Raw genomic sequence first — 18675 nt, 5'->3', positions numbered from 1 at the left:
GCGTCTCGGGTCTGTGCGGGAGCGTGTGCGGGAGCGTGAGGGCTGAGCGCGCCGTTCCCCACGCCCCCTTCAGGGGCGCCAGCGCGCCGCCCCCGCAGAGCAGGCGCCCCCGCACGGGCCGCTTCGGCAGCCGGTGCCGCTCCGTGGGGGCTTCCCGCGCCCCTGAAGGGGCGCGTGGCGCCTCAGACCTGTTGCCAGGTGTGGCGGTCTCTGGCCAGGGCGTGGAGGGCCTCTACGTCGGCCGGTTTCAGTACGCCGCCGAGGCGGGCCAGGCCCGGTAGGTCGGACTCGCCGAGGACTCGTACATCGCGGGGCGGCGCCGTCACGGTCAGGTCGGCGGCGCCTGTTCCGGCCAGGGCCAGGACGGGGCGGACCTCGGCCGTCAGCGCGAAGGAGGCACGGCCCGCGTCGGAGCGGATCGAGCGCAGCAGCGGGACCGGCTCGGCGCGGCCGACCGTCACCATCGGGTCGGCGATGCGCACCCGCTGCTTGCGGACGGCCAGCGTGCCCACGCAGAACAGGCCACCGGGGCCGATCAGCAGATGGTGGATCCGGGCGCCGCCGGGCAGCGGAACGGAGTGCAGAACCCGCCAGCCCGCGCCTTCGAGGGCCTCCAGGGCCTCACCGACCGCCTGCTCCGCGGCTAGCGCGCGGTGCCGGGCGTCCGCGCGCAGCCTGCGGGCCGGCACCGGGTCGCGTTCGAGGGAGATCCGCAGGGCCTCGCCGGGGCGGTTGGGCGCCAGGTCGTCGTCCGGGTGGAGCGCGAGGCGGGCCAGCTCGACGGGGGTCGGCACGGGCGGCGGGCCCACCGTGAACTGACCGGTCAGGAAGGGCCCGAGGGCCTTGAGGACTTCCTGCTCACGATCCTCGCTGAGCAGGTTCACGCGGGCCGACTCCCGGTCGTACCACGCCACGTTCCTGCCGTCCGCCAGGCACACGTACAGCCGCTCCTGCCCATGCCGCCAAGCCGGTACGACGCGCAGTCCGGTCATGCGTCATCACCCCCTCGACCATGGGAACAGCCCGTGGGCTCCCGCGGCAAGAACCTCGCCACGGCGGGAGGGGAGTTGGGGCTTCTTTGCGCCGGGGTCAGGGCCCCGGGGGGGGGTCGGGTCCCTCGCGCCTCACGTGCCGCCGCTCCCGTGACCGCACCGCCCCCGCAGCTATGGCCCGCTGTTACATAGACGACGAATTGCCGCAATAGCGGACATCTATCGTCGGGCCTGAGCTTCTCCTCAGTACGTCAGGGGCTCCGAACCCGCGCCTCCTCTCCCCCCGTCCTCCTCTCCCCCCTCAGGAGCCCACCGTGACCACCCGCACCCGCACCCACCACCTCGCGGCCGCCGCGGCACTGATCGGCTCCCTCGGCCTCGGCCTCATCGCCTGCGGCCAGGGCGGCGGCGGCAGCGGTGACCCCGCCCCCGACGTCAAGGTGCGCAACGCCGTCGGCGCCCACGCCGAGCGGGCCGTCGCCCCGATGAAGGCGTCCAGGCCGACCGGCCTGCGCATACCCTCCGCGGGCGTCGACGCGACGTCGATGCTCGATCTCGGTGTCGGCGCGGACGGCACGCTCGGCGTGCCGCCGGCGGACAAGGCGGACGAGCCCGGCTGGTGGACCGGCGGGGTCACTCCAGGCGAGAAGGGGGCCGCCGTGATCGTCGCGCACTACGACACGGCGAACGGTCCCGCGCTGCTGAAGAACGTCGCGAAGGTCAAGGTCGGGGACACTGTGCAGGTCCCGCGCGCGGACGGCAGCACGGCGACGTTCGCGGTGCGTGAGATCCAGCAGGTCGACAAGAAGGACTTCCCCACCAATAAGGTGTACGGGGCGACCGGCCGGCCCGAGCTGCGCCTGCTGACCTGCGGCGGGCCCATCGTGGGCGGCCACCGCTCGGACAACATCATTCTCTACGCCGACCTGGTGCCGTGAGCACGGCAGGCCTGGCGACACGACAGGCCGCACCCCGCGGCAGGCAGGAGTGCAGTGAACCGCAGCCGGCTCGCGCCCGCCGCCTTCGCCGTTCTCGCCGTGCTCCTCGCCGCGGGGTGCGGCGACCCGGGCGGGCTGGAGAGTGCGGGCGCGACGCCGACCGCCCAGGGCCCGACCCACCTCTGGCCCGACCTGCCGTCGCCCTCGGTGCCCGCCGAGGACTACGGCGCCATAGAGAGCGTCAGGGTCAAGGGCGTCGAGGTGCCGAAGGGCGACCTGCACAAGGTGGACGCGGTCGACGTCGTCCGCGCGGACTTCACCGAGAACCCGGGGACGTACGAACCCTCCGACCGCACGTACAAGGAGACGGTCGAGCGGCTCAAGGACTGCGCCGAGGACGGCTCGCCGGGGCGCTGTCCGGTCCTCAAGGCGTACTACCGCGATCTGACCGGCGACGGCAAGGACGACCTGATCGTCGGCATCTCGACACCCGACGACAACCTCGACATCCGCGTCTACGCCGAGGAGAAGCGGCAGCTGACACAGATCATGGAGATGAGCGACGCCGTGCTCGGCGTCGAGCTCGCCGGGCGCGATCTGATCATCCGCGCCGTCTCCAGCCTGGCGGGGTACGAGTACCACACCGTCTGGTCGTGGGACTCGCACCAGAAGGCGATGCTGCCGAAGAGCGACGAGATCGTCCGCTCCGGGAACGCGCCCCACCCCAAATCGCACCGGTCCGCGACGGCCAGGCCCGCCACGCCGCCGCCCTCCCCCTCCGCGTCGGCCTCCGGCTCCTCCGCTTCGGTCGGCTCCTCCTCCGGGAGCGGCGGGTGATGAGTGACCGGCAGTCGCGCGGGCCCCGGCTCCCCGCCTGGACGGCGACCCTCACCTGGAAGGCCGCCGTCTTCATCACCGTCATGTGCTGCGCGCTCGCCGCGCTGCTCGGCGCGCTCGTACACGTATCGGTGACCAACCAGACCGTCGGCCAGGCCCGCGAACGGGCCCTCGACCGCCTGAAGGAGGTCACCGAGCGCTACGAGGCCGGTGACCGCCTCGGCCCCGGCGCGGGCGTCGACCCGGCCGGCCTGCCCGGCGGGCTGCGCGACCTCGCGGTGGGCGGGCAGCGCGGCACGATGGTCGCGAACCACGAGTCCCGGCCGACGATGTGGGCCGCGGGACCCGCCGCGGACGACCACGTCATCGCCGTCCGGGTCGACTACGCGCAGGGCGCCCGCACCATCGACGGCCTCGACCGGGCGATCGTCGGCTCCTCGGCGCTCGCCATCGGGGCGACGCTGCTGGTCGGCGCGTTCGCGGTGACCCGCGTGACCCGGCGGTTGCATCTGACGGCGCAGGTGGCGCGGAAGATCAGCGCGGGCGACCTGGACGCGCGCGTCAGGGACCCGCACTCCGGGCCGAGCGCCACCGGGGTGCCGCGCCACCAGGACGAGGTGGCCGCGGTCGCCGGGGCCCTGGACACCATGGCCTCGACGCTTCAGGGCAAGCTCCTGAGCGAGCAGCGGTTCACCGCGGACGTGGCGCACGAGCTGCGTACACCGCTGACCGGGCTGCACGCGGCGGCCGAACTGCTGCCGCCGGGCCGGCCGACGGAGCTGGTGCGGGACCGCGTCGCCGCGCTGCGCACGCTGACCGAGGACCTCCTTGAGATCTCGCGGCTCGACGCGAAGAGCGAGCGGGTGGACTTCGACGCCCATCGGCTCGCTCCACTGGCGGAGCGGGTGGTGCGCTCTTCCGGCGAGGGCACGGAGCTCGTCGTCGTCCGCGATGTCTGCGTGGAGACCGACCGGCGGCGCCTGGAGCGGGTGCTCGGCAACCTCGTCGCCAACGCACACAAACACGGGCGTCCGCCGGTCGTCGTGACCGTCGACGGGCCGGTCGTGACGGTCCGGGACCACGGTGACGGTTTCCCCGACTACCTGGTGGAGCACGGGCCGCAACGTTTCCGCACCGAGGCCACGTCGGCCAAGGGGCACGGTCTCGGTCTGACCATCGCGCTGGGTCAGGCGGCGGTCCTCGGCGCCCGGCTGACGTTCTCCAATGCGGCCGACGGAGCGGGAGGCGGTGGGGCCGTGGCTTCGGTGCGGCTGCCGTTCGAGGAGAGCTCCGAGGGCGACGCCGGGAGCGGGACGGGGTAGGTCCGCTTCCCGGTTGCGGGTGCGTCGTGGCTGAGCGCGCGGTCCCCCGCGCCCCTTGAGGGTGCCTACGGGGACGTCAGGTGAGGTTGGTGAGGTTGCGGGGGTGCAATGTGCCGTGCTTCATGTGAATTGCGGCTTCTGTCTCACCGTCAGAGCCGCCCCCGAACCGCCTTTCCCTCCCAAGGAGGCCCCATGTCCCCGCGGTCCACCGTCACCCGGCTCGGCATCCTCGCCGCCGGCAGCGCCCTCGCCGCGCTCACCGTCACAGGACCGGCCGCCGCCCTCGACGACGCCGGTGGCAAACCGCCCGTCTACAAGGGCCGCGTCACCGCCAAGAACGGACTGCTGCTCCGCACCGCGCCGAACCGCGGCGGCAAGGTGGTCCGCAGCGTGCCCCGCGGCAAGGTCGTCACGATCTTCTGCAAGACGCGCGGCGGACGCGTGGTCAACAACAACATCTGGTACCTGCTCACCGACGGGACCTGGGCCTGGGGCGCCGCGCACTACATCGCCAACATCGGAAAGGTGCCACGCTGGTGCTGAGAGCCTGTCACCGGCGCCCCGCACTCCGCCCGGCCGACATAGTCGACATAAGCGGACTTTAGGCCGATCACTTGCTACGTTCCCGGCATGGCCGGAACGAGCACGGGCTCCGCACCCCCCGCGGTCCCCGCTGTGCGCGTCCCCCGGCGCCGGGGCACCGAACTCGCCCTGCTCGTCGTCGCCGTCCTGCTCCCGGTGTACGGCTACTGCGCCGTCGGCCTCGCCAGACACGGCACCGTCCCGCCCGGCGCCGCCGGTTACGGCGCCGGGCTCGGCGTGCTCGCCCTCCTCGCGCACCTCGCCGTCCGCTTCCGTGCCCCGTACGCCGATCCGCTGCTCCTGCCCATCGCCGTGCTCCTCAACGGCCTGGGCCTGGTGCTCATCTACCGGCTCGACCTGGAGACCCCGAACGACGAGGCCGCGCCCGCCCAGCTGATCTGGTCGACCATCGGCGTCGGCCTGTCCATCGCCGTCGTCGTCCTCCTGCGCGACCACCGCGCCCTGCAGCGCTACGCCTATCTGTTTGTCGTCACCGCGCTCATCCTGATGATCGTGCCGATCTTCTTCCCCGCCGTGAACGGCGCCCGGATCTGGATCAGGGTCGGCATCCTCTCCTTCCAGCCCGGTGAGTTCGCCAAGATCCTGCTCGCCGTCTTCTTCGCCAGCTACCTCGCGGCCAACCGCAACGCCCTCGCGTACACCGGCCGCACGCTGTGGAGGTTCAAGCGACTCCAGCTGCCGACCGGGCGCGTCCTCGGACCCATCGTCGCGATCTGGCTGCTGAGCGTCGGCGTCCTCGTTCTGGAGCGCGATCTCGGCACCTCGCTGCTCTTCTTCGGGCTCTTCGTGATCCTGCTGTACGTCGCCACGGGCCGCACCGGCTGGATCGCCGTCGGCCTGCTGCTCGCGGCGCTCGGCGCGTTCGCGGTCGGTTCGCTGGAGCCGCACGTGCACAGCCGGGTGGAGGACTGGCTGCACCCCTTCGCCTCCATCGACGCGGGGCGCGGGCCCAACCAACTCGCCCAGTCGCTCTTCGCGTTCGCGGCCGGCGGGATGCTCGGCACCGGTCTCGGGCTCGGGCACTCCATCCTCATCGGCTTCGCCGCGAAGTCCGACTTCATCCTGGCGACCGCGGGCGAGGAGCTGGGCCTCTCCGGCCTCTGCGCGATCTTCCTGCTCTACGCCCTGCTCGTGGAGCGCGGATTCCGTGCCGGGCTCGCCCTGCGCGAGCCCTTCGGACGGCTGCTCGCGATCGGGCTCGCGTCGATCGTCGCGCTCCAGGTCTTCGTCATCGCGGGCGGCGTCACGGGCCTCATCCCGCTCACCGGCATGGCGATGCCGTTCCTCGCCCAGGGCGGTTCCTCGGTCGTCACCAACTGGATCATCGTGGCGCTGCTGATCCGGGTCAGCGACTCGGCGCGCAGCCAGCCGGTGGGCGGGGCGGCCGCGTGACCGGACCCATCCGCGGGGAGACCGTGTGACCAGGTACATCCGGCACGCCGCCGCGTTCTGCGCGCTGCTGCTCATCGCCCTGCTCGTCAACGCCACCCGCGTCCAGGTCGTCCAGGCCGGCGACCTCGACGCCAATCCGGCCAACCGCCGCAACGCCATCGTCCGGTTCGGCCAGCCGCGCGGCGACATCCTGGTCGACGGGCGGCCCGTCACCGGCTCCAAGGACACCGGCGAGCAGCTCCGCTACGAACGCACGTACAAGAACGGGCCGTTGTACGCACCGGTGACCGGCTTCGCCTCGCAGGTGTACGGCACGACCTTCCTGGAGCACGCCGAGGACGGCATCCTCTCCGGCACCGACCCGATGCTCGCCCCGCTCCCCCTCTGGAACGACATCACGCGCGCCCGGACCCCCGGCGGCCGGGTGGAGACCACCATCAAGGCGGCGGCGCAGCGGGCGGCGTACGCGGGTCTCGGCGGGAAGCGGGGCGCGGTGGCCGCGCTCGAACCCTCGACGGGCAAGATCCTCGCCCTTGTCAGCACCCCTTCGTACGACCCGGAACGGCTCTCGGGGACCGGCCCGCAGGTCGCGGACGACTGGGCGGAGCTGACCAGGGGCGCGTACAAGCCGATGCTGAACCGCGCGATCCGCCAGACCTATCCGCCCGGGTCGACGTTCAAGGTGGTCACGGCCGCGGCGGCGCTCGAGGCGGGCACGGTGAAGGACCTGGACGCGCCGACGAAGTCGCCGAGCCCGTACACGCTGCCCGGTACCAGTACCCAGCTGACCAACGAGGTGGACGGGTGCGCCGACGCGTCGCTGCGCTACGCCTTCCGGTGGTCCTGCAACACGTTCTTCGCGAAGCTCGGGGTCGACACGGGGCTCGCCCGGATGTCCGGCACGGCACGGGGCTTCGGCTTCAACGACGGCTCTCTGCGGATTCCCTCGGCCGTCTCCGCCAGCAACTTCGACACCTCGATGGACAAGGCGCAGCTCGCGCTCTCCGCCATCGGGCAGTACGACACCAGGGCGACGCCGTTGCAGATGGCGATGGTCTCGGCGGCCGTGGCCAACGGCGGCTCGGTCAAGGCTCCGCGTCTGGTGGACCGTACGACGACCGACGACGGCGACGTGATCGACGCCTCGGGCACCAGGACCCTGCGCCAGGCGATGAGTCCGGCCACGGCGATGCAGCTGCGCGAGATGATGCAGCAAGCCGTCGAGGAGGGCACCGGCACGAACGCGGCGATCCCCGGCGTGATCGTCGGTGGCAAGACGGGCACCGCCCAACACGGCGTCGACAATATCGGTGCCCCGTACGCGTGGTTCATCTCCTGGGCGCAGGCGCCGGGTGACGGGGAGCCCTCGGTGGCCGTCGCGGTGGTCGTCGAGGACGCGGCGGCGGACCGCGGGGACATCAGCGGGGGCGGCAGCGCGGCGCCGATCGCGAAGGCGGTGATGGAGGCGGCGCTCGGCCCCCGCTGAGCGTGGCCCCCTCCTCGCCCTCGGGTCTCAGAGCCTGTGTCATATCCCCGGCCGGGTGGTCGCCGCCTGGCCGGGGATATGACACAGGCTCTCAGTCCGCCTCCCCGGACGCGATCGCGTCCCGCACCTCCGCCACGCGCTCCTGCTCCTCGGCGGCGAAGCGCTCCGCGTCCAGCTTCTCGGCGACCTCCTCGTCCTGGGCCATGAGCTGGTCGAGGTTGGCGTTGCCCATCTCGAAGACGCCCATGTCGACGTAGGCCTGCTGGAGGCGCTTGCCCCACAGGCCGATGTCCTTGACGCACGGCACGATGCGCGAGAAAAGCAACTGCCGGAAGAGCGTCAGGAATTCGGACTCCTCGCTGTACTGCTCGGCCTGCGCCTTGGGGATGCCGAAGTTCTCCAGGACCTCCTCGCCGCGCAGCCGGTCGCGCATCAGGTAGCAGCCCTCGATGACGAATTCCTCGCGTTCGCGCCGTTCCGCGTCGGTGAGCTGGCCGTAGTAGTCGCGCAGCGCCATCCTGCCGAACGCCACGTGCCGGGCCTCGTCCTGCATGACGTAGGCGAGGATCTGCTTGGGCAGCGGCTTGTCCGTGGTGTCGCGGATCATGCCGAACGCGGCGAGCGCGAGGCCTTCGATGAGGACCTGCATGCCGAGGTAGGGCATGTCCCAGCGCGCGTCGCGCAGGGTGTCGCCGAGCAGCGCCTGGAGGCTGTCGTTGATCGGGTAGAGCATCCCGATCTTGTCGTGCAGGAAGCGGCCGTAGACCTCCGCGTGCCGGGCCTCGTCCATGGTCTGGGTCGCGGAGTAGAACTTGGCGTCCAGGTCGGGGACCGACTCGACGATCCGGGCCGCGCAGACCATGGCGCCCTGCTCGCCGTGCAGGAACTGGCTGAACTGCCAGGAGGCGTAGTGCTTGCGCAGTTCGCCCTTGTCGTTGTCGGTCATCTTCGCCCAGTGGGGCGTGCCGTAGAGCGTCATGGACTCGTCGGGGGTGCCGAGGGGGTCGAGCGGGTCGACCTCCAGATCCCAGTCGATGCGCTTGGCGCCGTCCCACTGCTTGTCCTTGCCCTTCTGGTAGAGAGCGAGGAGGCGTTCGCGCCCTTCGTCGTACTCCCAGCTGAAGCGGGCCGAACTGGCGGACGGTACTTGCCAGTTGAGGCCATCGGGTGGACTCGTGTAGAGCTCGTGCGTCGCCATGACGGCAGGCTCACACGGCGCTGGACAAAGGGTCAACAAGTCGCGCGCAAGGGATTGACGACCTTGCTGACAGGCAGTCTCATAAGACGTGACCGCCGGTAACCCCGCGACAAGGCAGGAACAAGTCATGACGACCGTGACGGAAGACGCTTCGCTGGACGGCCTGCGGGACGCGCTCGGACTGCTCAAGGACCGGGAGCAGGTCGCCGTGCGGCTCCTGGAGTCGTCCGCCAAGCACTCCTTCGACCCGGACAGGGAACTCGACTGGGACGCGCCCGTCGAGGAGGGCAAGTGGTTCTGGCCGCCCGAGCTCGTCTCCCTCTACGACACCCCGCTGTGGAAGCGGATGTCCGAGGAGCAGCGGCTCGACCTCGCCCGGCACGAGGCCGCCTCGCTCGCCTCGCTCGGCATCTGGTTCGAGATCATCCTGATGCAGCTGCTCGTCCGGCACATCTACGACAAGTCGGTGACCAGCGCGCATGTGCGGTACGCGCTCACCGAGATAGCCGACGAGTGCCGGCACTCGATGATGTTCGCGCGGATGATCGAGAAGGGCGGCGCCCCGACGTACCCGGTCACGCGCCTCAACCACAACCTCGCCCGCGTCCTCAAGACGGTCTCCACCACCCCCGGCTCGTTCGCCTGCACGCTGCTCGGCGAGGAGATCCTCGACTGGATGCAGCGCCTCACCTTCCCGGACGAGCGCGTCCAGACGCTGGTGCGCGGCGTGACCCGCATCCATGTCGTCGAGGAGGCCCGCCATGTCCGTTACGCCCGTGAGGAGTTGCGGCGCCAGATGGTGACCGCGCCCCGCTGGGAGCGGACGCTGACGCGGGTCAGCTGCGGTGAGGCCGCCCGCGTCTTCTCCATCGCCTTCGTCAACCCCGAGGTGTACACGAACGTCGGCCTGGACCGCGGGGAAGCCGTCGCTCAGGTGCAGGCCAGCGGACACCGCAGGGAGGTCATGCAGACGGGAGCGAAGCGGCTGACGGACTTCCTGGACGACATCGGTGTGATGCGGGGGGTCGGCCGACGGCTCTGGCGGAGTTCGGGGTTGCTGGCCTAGGTTCTTCCGCCGCGGGTGCGCTGTGGCTGGTCGCGCCCGCCCGGTGGAGCCGCGGATGTCACAGTCCCGCGCCTCCGACGGGGCGCATCCCCCGGGTTACGCTGCGGAGCATGACCTCGCCTGCCGCCACCACGCCCGCGTACCGCCGCATGAGCGTCGAGGCGCGGCGGCGGCAGCTCCTGGACTCCGCGCTCACCCTCTTCGCGCACCGCGCGCCCGAGGAGGTCAACCTCGACGACGTGGCGGAGGCGGCCGGGGTCTCCCGGCCGCTCGTGTACCGGTACTTCCCGGGCGGCAAGCAGCAGCTGTACGAGGCCGCGCTGCGCTCCGCGGCGAACGACCTGGAGCAGTGCTTCGCCGAGCCGCAGGACGGACCGCTCACCCGGCGCCTCGCCCGGGCGCTCGACCGGTACCTGGCCTTCGTCGACCAGCACGACACGGGGTTCAGCGCGCTGCTGCAGGGCGGCAGCGTGGTGGAGACGTCGCGGACGACGGCCATAGTGGACGGCGTGCGCAGGGCCGCGGCCGAGCACATCCTCAGCCACCTGGGCGTGCCGAAGCCGGGGCCGCGCCTGCGGATGACCGTACGGATGTGGATCACAGCGGTCGAGGCGGCCTCGCTGATCTGGCTCGACGAGGAGAAGCAGCCGCCGCTCGACGAGTTGCGGGACATGCTCGTGGAGCAGTTCATGGCGGTGCTCGTGACGACGGCGGGGCGCGATCCGCAGACCGCGGACGTCGTGCGGTGGGCGCTGACCCTGGAGACGCCGGACGGCCCTGTCGGCGAGCTCGCGCGGAACGTGCTGCCCGTGGCGGCGGACGCGGCGCACCTGCTCTGACGCCCGGGGCGTGCCGCCGCGAGTGATGTGACACTGGGGGCGTGAAGAGCGAAGACACCCCCTTCGTGGGTGGCCCCCTGGACGGCCGGGTGCTCCCGGTCCTGCTCGGGCCGACCGGGCACCCCCCGAAGGTGTACCGCGTACCGGTCCCGGACGACGCGGGCGGCCCGCCGACCGTCCTGGTCTACCGCCGCACGGCCACGGAGCCGACCCGAAAGCTCTCCCTGACCCCGAAGTGGCGCTACGAGTTCGACCCGACCGGTGACAAGCCCGCAGGCGGCCTGAAATGGCCGTGGTCCAAGCCGACGCCCCCTTAAGGGGCGGGCGGCACGGCTCAAGACGACAGAGCCCCGCCGCACCCAGCCACGCGAGGCGGCACGGCTCAAGGCCACAGAACCCCGTCGCACCCAGGGGCGCGGGGAACTGCGCGACCAGCCACGCGAGGCGGCGCGGCTCAAGGCCACAGAGCCCCGTCGCAGACAGGGGCGCGGGGAACTGCGCGACCAGCCACGCGAGACGGCACGGCTCAAGGCCACAGAGCCCCGTCGCAGACAGGGGCGCGGGGAACTGCGCGACCAGCCACGACGCACCCGCACAAGTACCCGCATCCGCACACCCCCCGCAACCCCCCACGCCGCCCCACCCCGGACGGGTGACCGGATTGCGCCACCCGCCCCCCGCCGAGAGGCGAACCCCCGGCCCACCCCCCACGCTCGCGATGCGCGACGGAAAGCCCGTCCCCGCAATCCCCGCACCGGAGGTGACGCCATGTCAGGACGGCTGCTGCACTGGGTCTGCACGGGTGCCGTGATCGGCACCCTGCTGACGACCACCCCCACCGCACACGCGGAGCCCCGCCCCGAGGGCCGCCCCGTATCCACCCTCCTGACGGACCTTCAGCGCCTGTACCGAGCGGCCGAGGAGGCCACGGAGACGTACAACGCGACCGAGGAGAAGCTCAAGAAGCAGCGGGCCACGACGGCCGGCCTGGAGAAGAGGCTGGCGAAGGCCCGCGCCTCGGTCCGCGACAGCCGCGGCGCCGCCGGCCGCTTCGCCCGCCAGCAGTACCAGGGCACCACCGACCTCTCCCCCTACCTGCGCCTGCTGCTCGCCCGCGACCCCCAGCGCGCCCTCGACCAGGGGCACGTGATCCAGCAGGCGGCAAAGGACCGCGCCGCCACGGTGGACCGCCTCGTCGGCGGCGAGCGGAAGGCGGACCGCCTCGCGAGCGCGGCGAAGAAGGCCCTGGACGCCCAACTCGCCCTGGCCGCACGGCAGAAGAAGCAGCGGGACGCGGTCGAGAAGCAGCTCAGGGAGGTCCAGGAGCTGCTCTCCGCACTCACCCCCGAGCAGCTGGTCGCGCTGCGGCAGGCGGAGGACGCGGGCACGGCCAGGGCGCAACGCCGGTTCATGGGGTCCGGCGCGCTCAGCGGCAGCCCCGCCACCCGGGCCCCCTCGCGGCGGGGCAACACGGCCCTGGACTACGCGGTGCGGCAGATCGGACGGCCCTACAAGTGGGGCGCCGAGGGCCCGAAGGCGTTCGACTGCTCGGGCCTGACCCAGCGGGCCTGGGCGCGCGCGGGTCGGCGGATCCCGCGCACCAGCCAGGAGCAGTGGGCGGAGCTGCGCCGCATCCCGCTGGGGAAGCTGCGCCCCGGTGACCTGGTCGTCTACTTCCCCAAGGCCACCCATGTGGCGATGTACCTGGGCGAGGGCAAGGTCGTCCAGGCACCACGCCCCGGCGCCCGCGTCAAGGTCTCACCGATCGCGGCGAACCCCGTGCTCGGCGCCGTACGGCCCGACCCCAAGGGCCGGGCCTTCCAGGGGTACACCCCGCCGAAGCTGCCCGAGGGCGCCACCTCGGGCAGCGACCTCGGGTACGACGGTGGTCAGGCGCCGGGCGCGACGGACGCCAGGTAGGCGGCGGCCTTGTCCGGGTCGAAGAAGAAGTTCTCCAGATCGGCCGGGTCGTTGAAGCCGTTGACGAACCGGTCGGCGACCGGCTGGAGCTGACCGGCCGCGCCGAGGAGGTTCAGGACGTGCTCCGGCGGGGCGCCCAGCATCGCGTTGGTCCACTTGGTGACGTGCTGCGCCGTCTCCCAGTAGCGGTCGAAGGCCGACTGCATCCACTCGGCGTCGAAGGGCTTGTCGCCGTGCTCGACGATGGAGGAGAGGTACGAGGCTGCGCACTTGGAAGCCGAGTTGGAGCCCTGGCCGGTGATCGGGTCGTTGGCGACGACGACGTCGGCGACGCCGAGGACCAGGCCCCCGCTGGGCAGCCGCCCGATCGGCTTGCGCACGGTGGGGGCGTACCGCCCGGCCAGCGTGCCGCCCGCGTCGGTCAGCTCGACCTTGGTGGCGCGCGCGTACTCCCAGGGCAGGAACTTCTCCAGGAGTTCGAGGGTCAGCGCCAGGTGCTCGCTGGGGTCCTTGACGCCCTGGAAGACGTCGAGCGGGCCGCCGGGGATGCCCTCCCAGAAGAGGATGTCCGCGCGGCCGGACGTGGTGAGCGTCGGCATGACGAAGAGCTCGCCCACACCGGGCACCATGTTGCAGCGCACCGCGTCGAACTCCGGGTGCTCCGGGCGCGGGCCGAGGCCGTGCACGTACGCCACCGCGAGCGCGCGCTGCGGGGTGTCGAACGGCGAGCGGGACGCGTCGCGCTCGAACATCGAGACGAGCTCGCCCTTGCCCGCCGCGACGAGCACCAGGTCGTAGGTGCGCGAGAAGTAGTCGAGGTCGGAGACGGCCGCACCATGGATGACCAGCTGGCCACCGCGCTGCGCGAACGTCTCCATCCAGCCCGCCATCTTCACGCGCTGGTCCACGGACTGGGCGTACCCGTCCAGCTTGCCGACCCAGTCGATGACGCGGGAGGAGTCGGGGCCCGCGACGGAGATGCCGACGCCCTCGATCCTCGGGGCCTGCGACTCCCAGAAGTTCGCCTTGATGTCGCGCTCGTGCTGGAGCGCCGTGTGGAACATGCACTGCGTGGACATGACCCGGCCCGACCGGATCTCGTCCGCCGTGCGGTTGGACATCAGGGTGACCTCGTACCCCTGCGCCTGGAGCCCGAGGGCGATCTGGAGCCCGGCCTGACCTGCTCCGACGACAAGTATCTTTCGCATGCGGTCCTTCTCTAGCTCGAACTCTTAGAGCCTCTGTCATATCCCCGGCCGGGTGGTCGCCGCCTGGCACGCACGCTCGCCGCGTTGCCGAAAAGCCCTAGTAGCTCCTCCCCCAGGCCTGAACGGCCCGGGGGGACCCCCACCGAGGACTTCCCGGCGCCTTGCGATCGCACGCACCAGACGACGCCCACTGATCCGACCGGGGATATGACACAGGCTCTTACTCAGGGGTCGCGTCGAGCGCGTGGCCGACCAGGGCGAGCAGCGACTCGATCACCGAGATCCGCCGGCGCGCGTCCATGATCAGCACCGGGATGTGCGGGGGCACCGTCAGCGCCTCGCGCACGTCGGCCGCCTCGAACTCCTCGCTGCCGTCGAAGTGGTTGACGGCCACGACGTACGGCAGGCCGCAGCTCTCGAAGTAGTCGAGCGCCGGGAAGCAGTCGGGCAGCCGGCGTGTGTCGGCGAGCACGACGGCGCCGATCGCGCCGCGCACCAGGTCGTCCCACATGAACCAGAAGCGCTGCTGACCGGGCGTGCCGAAGAGGTAGAGCACCAGGTCGTCGTCGAGCGTGATGCGGCCGAAGTCCATGGCGACCGTCGTGGTCGTCTTCTCCGGGGTCCCGCTCAGATCGTCGGTGTCGGCGCTCGCCTGCGTCATCAGCGCCTCCGTCTGGAGGGGCGTGATCTCGGACACGGCGGTCACCAGCGTCGTCTTGCCGACGCCGAAACCGCCCGCCACCACTATCTTCGTGGCGATCGGAGCGCGTGACCTGTCCGTCTGCCAGGCCTGCAACTGGCCCTCGTGTTCGAGGAGTTCAGAGACGGCGGAGTCCACTCAGCACCCTTTCCAGCAGTGCGCGGTCGGGCTGTCCCGGGCCGTGGCCCGTTCCGTACACCCGGATCTTTCCCTGGTCGGCGAGGTCGCTGAGCAGTACGCGGACCACGCCGAGCGGCATCTTCAGGAGCGCGGCGATCTCCGCCACCGTGCGCATGCGCCGGCAGATCTCGACGATGGCCCGCATCTCCGGCATGACCTTCGACAGCGTGCCCTTGGGCAGTTCGAGGCGCTCCTCGGGCGCTTCGAGCGCGGCGACGAACGTCTCGACGAGCAGGACGTGCCCGAACCGGGTCCGCCCGCCGGTCAGCGAGTAGGGGCGGACGCGGGCCGGTTTTCGTTCGCCGCCGCGCTGCGGCAGCTTCGGCGGTTTGCGGCTGCCACTGCTGCTGTTGCTGCTCCTGCTGCTCATCGGGCGCTCTCCATCGACTGGCGCAGCTCGCTGCGGAGTTCGGGGGTGAGGACGTGCCCGGCGCGGCCGACGAAGAGCGCCATGTGGTACGCGACGACGCTCATGTCGCAGTCCGGGGTGGCGTGCACGCCGAGCAGCGAGCCGTCGCTGATCGACATGACGAAGAGGCTGCCCTCCTCCATCGCGACCATGGTCTGCTTGACCGCTCCGCCGTCCATCAGCTTGGCGGCGCCGATGGTGAGGGAGCCGAGACCCGACACGATGGTGGCGAGGTCGGCGCTCGATCCCTTGGGTCCCGTGGGGTTCGCCGCGGGGCGCTCCGCGTTCCTGCCGGGGTCGGAGGAGAGCAGCAGGAGCCCGTCGGAGGAGACCACCGCGACGGAGAGGAGTCCGGGCACCTCCTCCACGAGGTTCGTCAGGAGCCAGTGCAGGTTGCGGGCTTCACTGCTGAGCCCGTACGTGCCGGGTGCGGAGCCTGCGGGTGCGGCGGATTCTTCGGGTGCGGCAGATCCTGTGGGTGTGCCAGGTCCTGTGGGTGCGGCAGATCCTGTGGGTGTGGCAGGTCCTGTGGGTGCTGCGGCTTCGGCGGGTGCGGCGGAAGAACTGGGCGTGCGCATGGGCGCAGTCAACTGCTTGCCTCCTCGACTGAGTCCCCCATTACGTCTGCGGCTTGTGCGTTCTTTTCGTTACGTTCCGACGGTTCTGCGGAGCTTTCTGCCGCGAGCTCGGCCTCCACGTCCCGTCGGCCGCTCTGCGCGCCCTGGTGGAATCCGCCGAGGCGCCGGCGGAGCGCGTCGGCGTCGACGGAGCCGCCGCGCGGCTTCGGCGGCGCGGCCGCGGGCGCGGTGATCCTGGGCGTCCGCTTCGGCAGCCCCTTGTCGGTGACCCGCTCCCACTTGGGCGCGGGCTTGGGCTCCTGCGCGGGCTTCTGCTCCTCAGCGGGCTCCTGCTCCTGCGCGGGCGCGGGCTCGGGCTCGGGCTCGGGCTCCGCTTCCCGCTGGGCCGGTTCGGGCGACGGCGGCGCCATGAGCTCCATGGTCGTCTCCGCCGAAGGCGCGGGCCCGGAGTCCGGCAGCGCCGTCTCCAGCGTCCGCTCCGCCGCGGCGATCAGCGGATCCTCCCCCTCGCCGGGGGCGGACGCGGCCCCACCCGTCAGCCGCCCCGGGATCACGTTGGAGTTGGCCTCGGCCTCCGAGCCCGGCAGGTGGACGAGCCCGGTCTCCCCGGCGCGGGGCGGCACACCCACGGCGGCAGGCGCTTGTGCCGGGGACGGGGCCTCCGCGAGGATCGCCGTCGGCAGGACCACGACCGCCGCGACCCCGCCCTGCTTCTGCTCCCGCAGCCGCACCCGCGCCCCGTGCCGCGCCGCGAGCCGCGCCACGACGTAGAGGCCGAGCCCGAGCCCGTCCCCGCTCTCCTGGTCGTACACGTCGTCGGGGTCGAAGTCCGTGAGGCGGGCGTTGAGCTCCCGCATCCGGTCCTGGGAGACGCCGATGCCCTCGTCCTGGACGGAGAGCATGACCTCGCCGTTCTCCAGGAGCCAGCCGGAGACCTCGACGGCGGCGTCCGGCGGCGAGAACGAGGTCGCGTTCTCCAGGAGTTCCGCGGTGAGGTGGCTGATGTCGTCCGCGACGAAGCCCGCCACGTGCGCGTGCGGCGGCAGCGTGGCGATGCGGACGCGTTCGTACCGCTCGATCTCGGAGACGGCCGCGCGCACCACGTCGACGAGCGGGACCGCGCCCGGATGCTGATGGCCGTGTTCGGCGCCGGCGAGGACCAGGAGGTTCTCGCTGTGCCTGCGCATGACCGTGGCCAGGTGGTCGAGTTTGAAGAGGGTGGCGAGCCGGTCGGGGTCCTGCTCGCGGTCCTCCAGGTTCTCGATGACGGCGAGCTGGCGCTCCACCAGGCCGAGGGTGCGCAGGGCGAGGTTGACGAAGGTGCCGTGGATGGACTTGCGCACCCGCTCCAGGTGCGCGGAGGCCTCGGCGAGCTCCTCGCGCAGCGCCGCGCGCTCGTCGGCCATGGACTGCCGCTGCCCGATGAGGTGCTTGCGGTCCGATTCGAGGGTGGCGAGGCGCTCGGCGAGGGCGGCGGCGTGGCCGTGCAGCGCGTTGACCGAGCGGACGACCTGGGCGAACTCGTCGTCACGGCCAGTGAAGCGGATCGGCTCCTGGGGCGCGGGCTCGGTGGCGAGGCGGGCCGATCCCCGGCGCAGGACCGCGAGCGGGCGGGTCAGCGAGCGGGCCGCGCCCATGGCGACGCCGACCGCGACGAGGAGGCAGACACCGACGAGCGCGATCCGGATCTCCAGGGCCGTGACGTCGTCGTCGCGCAGCTGGGCCAGCTGCTTGGTGCGCTCGACGTTGAGCGCGGACTCGGCGCCGCGCATCGTCTCGATGCGTGCGGAGAGCGCGGCGTCGACCTTCTTCCTGTCGTAGCGCCGCTCGGCGTCGGAGAACGTGGGCCGGTCGGTGAGGCGCTCCAGGTACTTCTCCGCGGAGGTGACCTCGGAACCGGTGACGGTCGACTCGTACGTGGCGCGGGCGGGGGCGCTCGCGGCCTCCAGGAAGTCGGCGAGCGAGGCGAGCTCGCGGACGCGGGCCTGCTGGGCGGCGGCGCTGAGCTCGTCGCGGCGCTTGGCCTCGGCCGACGACTCCTCGGCGCCGGTGGCCGGCAGGCCGGTGACCGGGTCGATGGTGGTGGTGCCGGGGTCCGGGGCGGGCAGGGCGAGGGCGGCGAGGAGCAGGCCGCGGGCGGCGGCGGCCTGCTCGACGGCGTGGTCGAGGTCGGCGAGGGCGAGCGCGCCGCCGTTCGCCTCGGGCGGCAGCTGCTCGGCCAGCCGGCGGGTCATCCCGTGCAGCTCGGCGATGACCTTGCTGTACGCCTCATGGGCTTCGAGAGCGGTGCTCCGGCCGGTGAGCGCCTCCCTGCGGACGGCGGCGATGTCGGCGAGGTCGTCGCGCAGCTCGGCGGGCGCGTCGGCGTCGCGGAGCTCGTCGATCTGCCGGTCCACGCGGGCGCTGCGGCTCTGGGAGAGGCCCTTGCCCTGCGGGCGCCCGGAGGCGATGAACGTGGTGACCTCGTCCCGCTCGTCGGCGAGCGAGTGGCCGAGCGAGACCGCCTGCTGGGTCTGTTCGGCGAGCGTCACCAGGCTCTGGGTGTCGTTCAGTCGGCCGGACGCGGCGACGACGGCGGGTGCGCCCGCGCCCGCGACGGCGGCGGCCACCACGGCCACGGCGACGATCAGCCGATTGCGTACGCGCGCGGTGGGCGCCTTGTCGACCGGGGGCGCCGGCACGGGGGACGGCGTGGCGGCCGGCGCCGGGGAGGGCGCGGGCGCCGCGGAGCTGTCAGTCACGGCGGAGGCCGCCGCCGCGTCCGCGCCCGCTCCGGCGTCCGGGCCGGAACCCGCTGACGTGCGCTCCTGCGCACGCTCGGTCGGAGTGGTCGCGCCCGGCGTGGCCCCTTCGGGGGCCGTCTGCTTGCCTTTGCGCCGAGGCCGCATCTTCTGCACCGGTGCTCGCATTCTTGTTTTCGTCTGCTCTGGGCCCGGGTGACGGCCTGTCAACACGAGCGCTCCCCCGGTACGGCTTCTGACCCTTCCAGTGCCGGTGAGTGGCGGTC

General features: G+C 72.2%; 17 protein-coding genes. 10 read left to right on the top strand and 7 right to left on the bottom strand.

Translation table 11 applies throughout. The annotated features are described in order from the left end of the window. Positions 1 to 182: 182 nt before the first annotated feature. The gene (locus ACFVYR_RS07040) at positions 183 to 992 is read right to left on the bottom strand and encodes a nuclease-related domain-containing protein (protein ID WP_384249046.1); all 810 of its coding nucleotides are present in this window, start codon (positions 990 to 992) and stop codon (positions 183 to 185) included. A gap of 314 nt (positions 993 to 1306) precedes the next feature. Here ACFVYR_RS07040 and ACFVYR_RS07035 point away from each other — a divergent pair, with 314 nt between their 5' ends. The 6 genes from ACFVYR_RS07035 to ACFVYR_RS07010 all read left to right on the top strand — a co-directional run bounded on the left by ACFVYR_RS07035 (position 1307) and on the right by ACFVYR_RS07010 (position 7570). Next, the gene (locus ACFVYR_RS07035; RefSeq protein ID WP_384249048.1) at positions 1307 to 1930 is read left to right on the top strand and encodes a class F sortase; all 624 of its coding nucleotides are present in this window, start codon (positions 1307 to 1309) and stop codon (positions 1928 to 1930) included. Positions 1931 to 1984: 54 nt separating this feature from the next. Then, complete coding sequence (locus ACFVYR_RS07030; RefSeq protein ID WP_384249050.1) at positions 1985 to 2767, top strand: hypothetical protein; 783 nt, start codon at positions 1985 to 1987, stop codon at positions 2765 to 2767. Beyond that, positions 2767 to 4089 carry an ATP-binding protein gene (locus tag ACFVYR_RS07025; RefSeq protein WP_384249053.1) on the top strand — a complete coding sequence of 441 codons (1323 nt, stop codon included), beginning with the start codon at positions 2767 to 2769 and terminating at the stop codon, positions 4087 to 4089. Before ACFVYR_RS07030 ends, ACFVYR_RS07025 begins: the two co-directional genes overlap by 1 nt. A gap of 192 nt (positions 4090 to 4281) precedes the next feature. Beyond that, positions 4282 to 4632 (top strand): SH3 domain-containing protein, encoded by a 351-nt coding sequence (locus tag ACFVYR_RS07020; protein WP_384249056.1) that lies wholly within the window; start codon positions 4282 to 4284, stop codon positions 4630 to 4632. A gap of 87 nt (positions 4633 to 4719) precedes the next feature. Beyond that, entirely contained in the window at positions 4720 to 6084 is a 1365-nt protein-coding gene (locus ACFVYR_RS07015) for an FtsW/RodA/SpoVE family cell cycle protein (protein WP_384249058.1), read from the top strand. Between the two features lie 25 nt (positions 6085 to 6109). Next, complete coding sequence (locus tag ACFVYR_RS07010) at positions 6110 to 7570, top strand: penicillin-binding transpeptidase domain-containing protein (protein ID WP_384249061.1); 1461 nt, start codon at positions 6110 to 6112, stop codon at positions 7568 to 7570. Between the two features lie 91 nt (positions 7571 to 7661). Here the strand turns inward: ACFVYR_RS07010 and ACFVYR_RS07005 are convergent, their stop codons facing one another. Further along, complete coding sequence (locus ACFVYR_RS07005) at positions 7662 to 8768, bottom strand: ferritin-like domain-containing protein (protein ID WP_384249063.1); 1107 nt, start codon at positions 8766 to 8768, stop codon at positions 7662 to 7664. 127 nt (positions 8769 to 8895) lie between these two features. Here ACFVYR_RS07005 and ACFVYR_RS07000 point away from each other — a divergent pair, with 127 nt between their 5' ends. From ACFVYR_RS07000 to ACFVYR_RS06985, 4 genes are all read left to right on the top strand, one after another. After that, on the top strand, positions 8896 to 9834 hold the full coding sequence (locus ACFVYR_RS07000; RefSeq protein ID WP_384249066.1) for a diiron oxygenase: 939 nt from the start codon (positions 8896 to 8898) through the stop codon (positions 9832 to 9834). A 110-nt stretch (positions 9835 to 9944) separates the two neighbouring features. Then, positions 9945 to 10673, top strand: coding sequence for a TetR/AcrR family transcriptional regulator (locus tag ACFVYR_RS06995; protein WP_384249069.1), 729 nt, complete (start codon positions 9945 to 9947; stop codon positions 10671 to 10673). A 41-nt stretch (positions 10674 to 10714) separates the two neighbouring features. Further along, positions 10715 to 10990, top strand: coding sequence for a hypothetical protein (locus ACFVYR_RS06990; protein WP_384249071.1), 276 nt, complete (start codon positions 10715 to 10717; stop codon positions 10988 to 10990). Between the two features lie 451 nt (positions 10991 to 11441). Then, positions 11442 to 12593, top strand: coding sequence for an NlpC/P60 family protein (locus ACFVYR_RS06985; protein WP_384249074.1), 1152 nt, complete (start codon positions 11442 to 11444; stop codon positions 12591 to 12593). Here the strand turns inward: ACFVYR_RS06985 and ACFVYR_RS06980 are convergent. The 5 genes from ACFVYR_RS06980 to ACFVYR_RS06960 all read right to left on the bottom strand — a co-directional run bounded on the left by ACFVYR_RS06980 (position 12563) and on the right by ACFVYR_RS06960 (position 18577). Further along, positions 12563 to 13801, bottom strand: a complete 1239-nt coding sequence (locus ACFVYR_RS06980; protein ID WP_384249076.1) for a styrene monooxygenase/indole monooxygenase family protein — start codon at positions 13799 to 13801, stop codon at positions 12563 to 12565. The genes ACFVYR_RS06985 and ACFVYR_RS06980 overlap by 31 nt on opposite strands. Before the next feature lie 220 nt (positions 13802 to 14021). After that, positions 14022 to 14639: an ATP/GTP-binding protein gene (locus ACFVYR_RS06975; protein WP_384249079.1), complete on the bottom strand. Its 618-nt coding sequence runs from the start codon at positions 14637 to 14639 to the stop codon at positions 14022 to 14024. Continuing rightward, positions 14620 to 15051, bottom strand: a complete 432-nt coding sequence (locus tag ACFVYR_RS06970; protein WP_384249082.1) for a DUF742 domain-containing protein — start codon at positions 15049 to 15051, stop codon at positions 14620 to 14622. Before ACFVYR_RS06970 ends, ACFVYR_RS06975 begins: the two co-directional genes overlap by 20 nt. Continuing rightward, positions 15048 to 15482, bottom strand: a complete 435-nt coding sequence (locus ACFVYR_RS06965) for a roadblock/LC7 domain-containing protein (protein ID WP_384249555.1) — start codon at positions 15480 to 15482, stop codon at positions 15048 to 15050. Before ACFVYR_RS06965 ends, ACFVYR_RS06970 begins: the two co-directional genes overlap by 4 nt. A gap of 194 nt (positions 15483 to 15676) precedes the next feature. Next, the gene (locus tag ACFVYR_RS06960) at positions 15677 to 18577 is read right to left on the bottom strand and encodes a nitrate- and nitrite sensing domain-containing protein (protein WP_384249084.1); all 2901 of its coding nucleotides are present in this window, start codon (positions 18575 to 18577) and stop codon (positions 15677 to 15679) included. Positions 18578 to 18675: the final 98 nt, after the last annotated feature.

It is taken from the genome of Streptomyces sp. NPDC058284 (genome assembly GCF_042881135.1).
In the GTDB taxonomy this organism is placed as follows: domain Bacteria; phylum Actinomycetota; class Actinomycetes; order Streptomycetales; family Streptomycetaceae; genus Streptomyces.
Note: the sequence above shows the minus strand (reverse complement) of the source record. Positions and strands in the feature narration are given on the sequence as shown.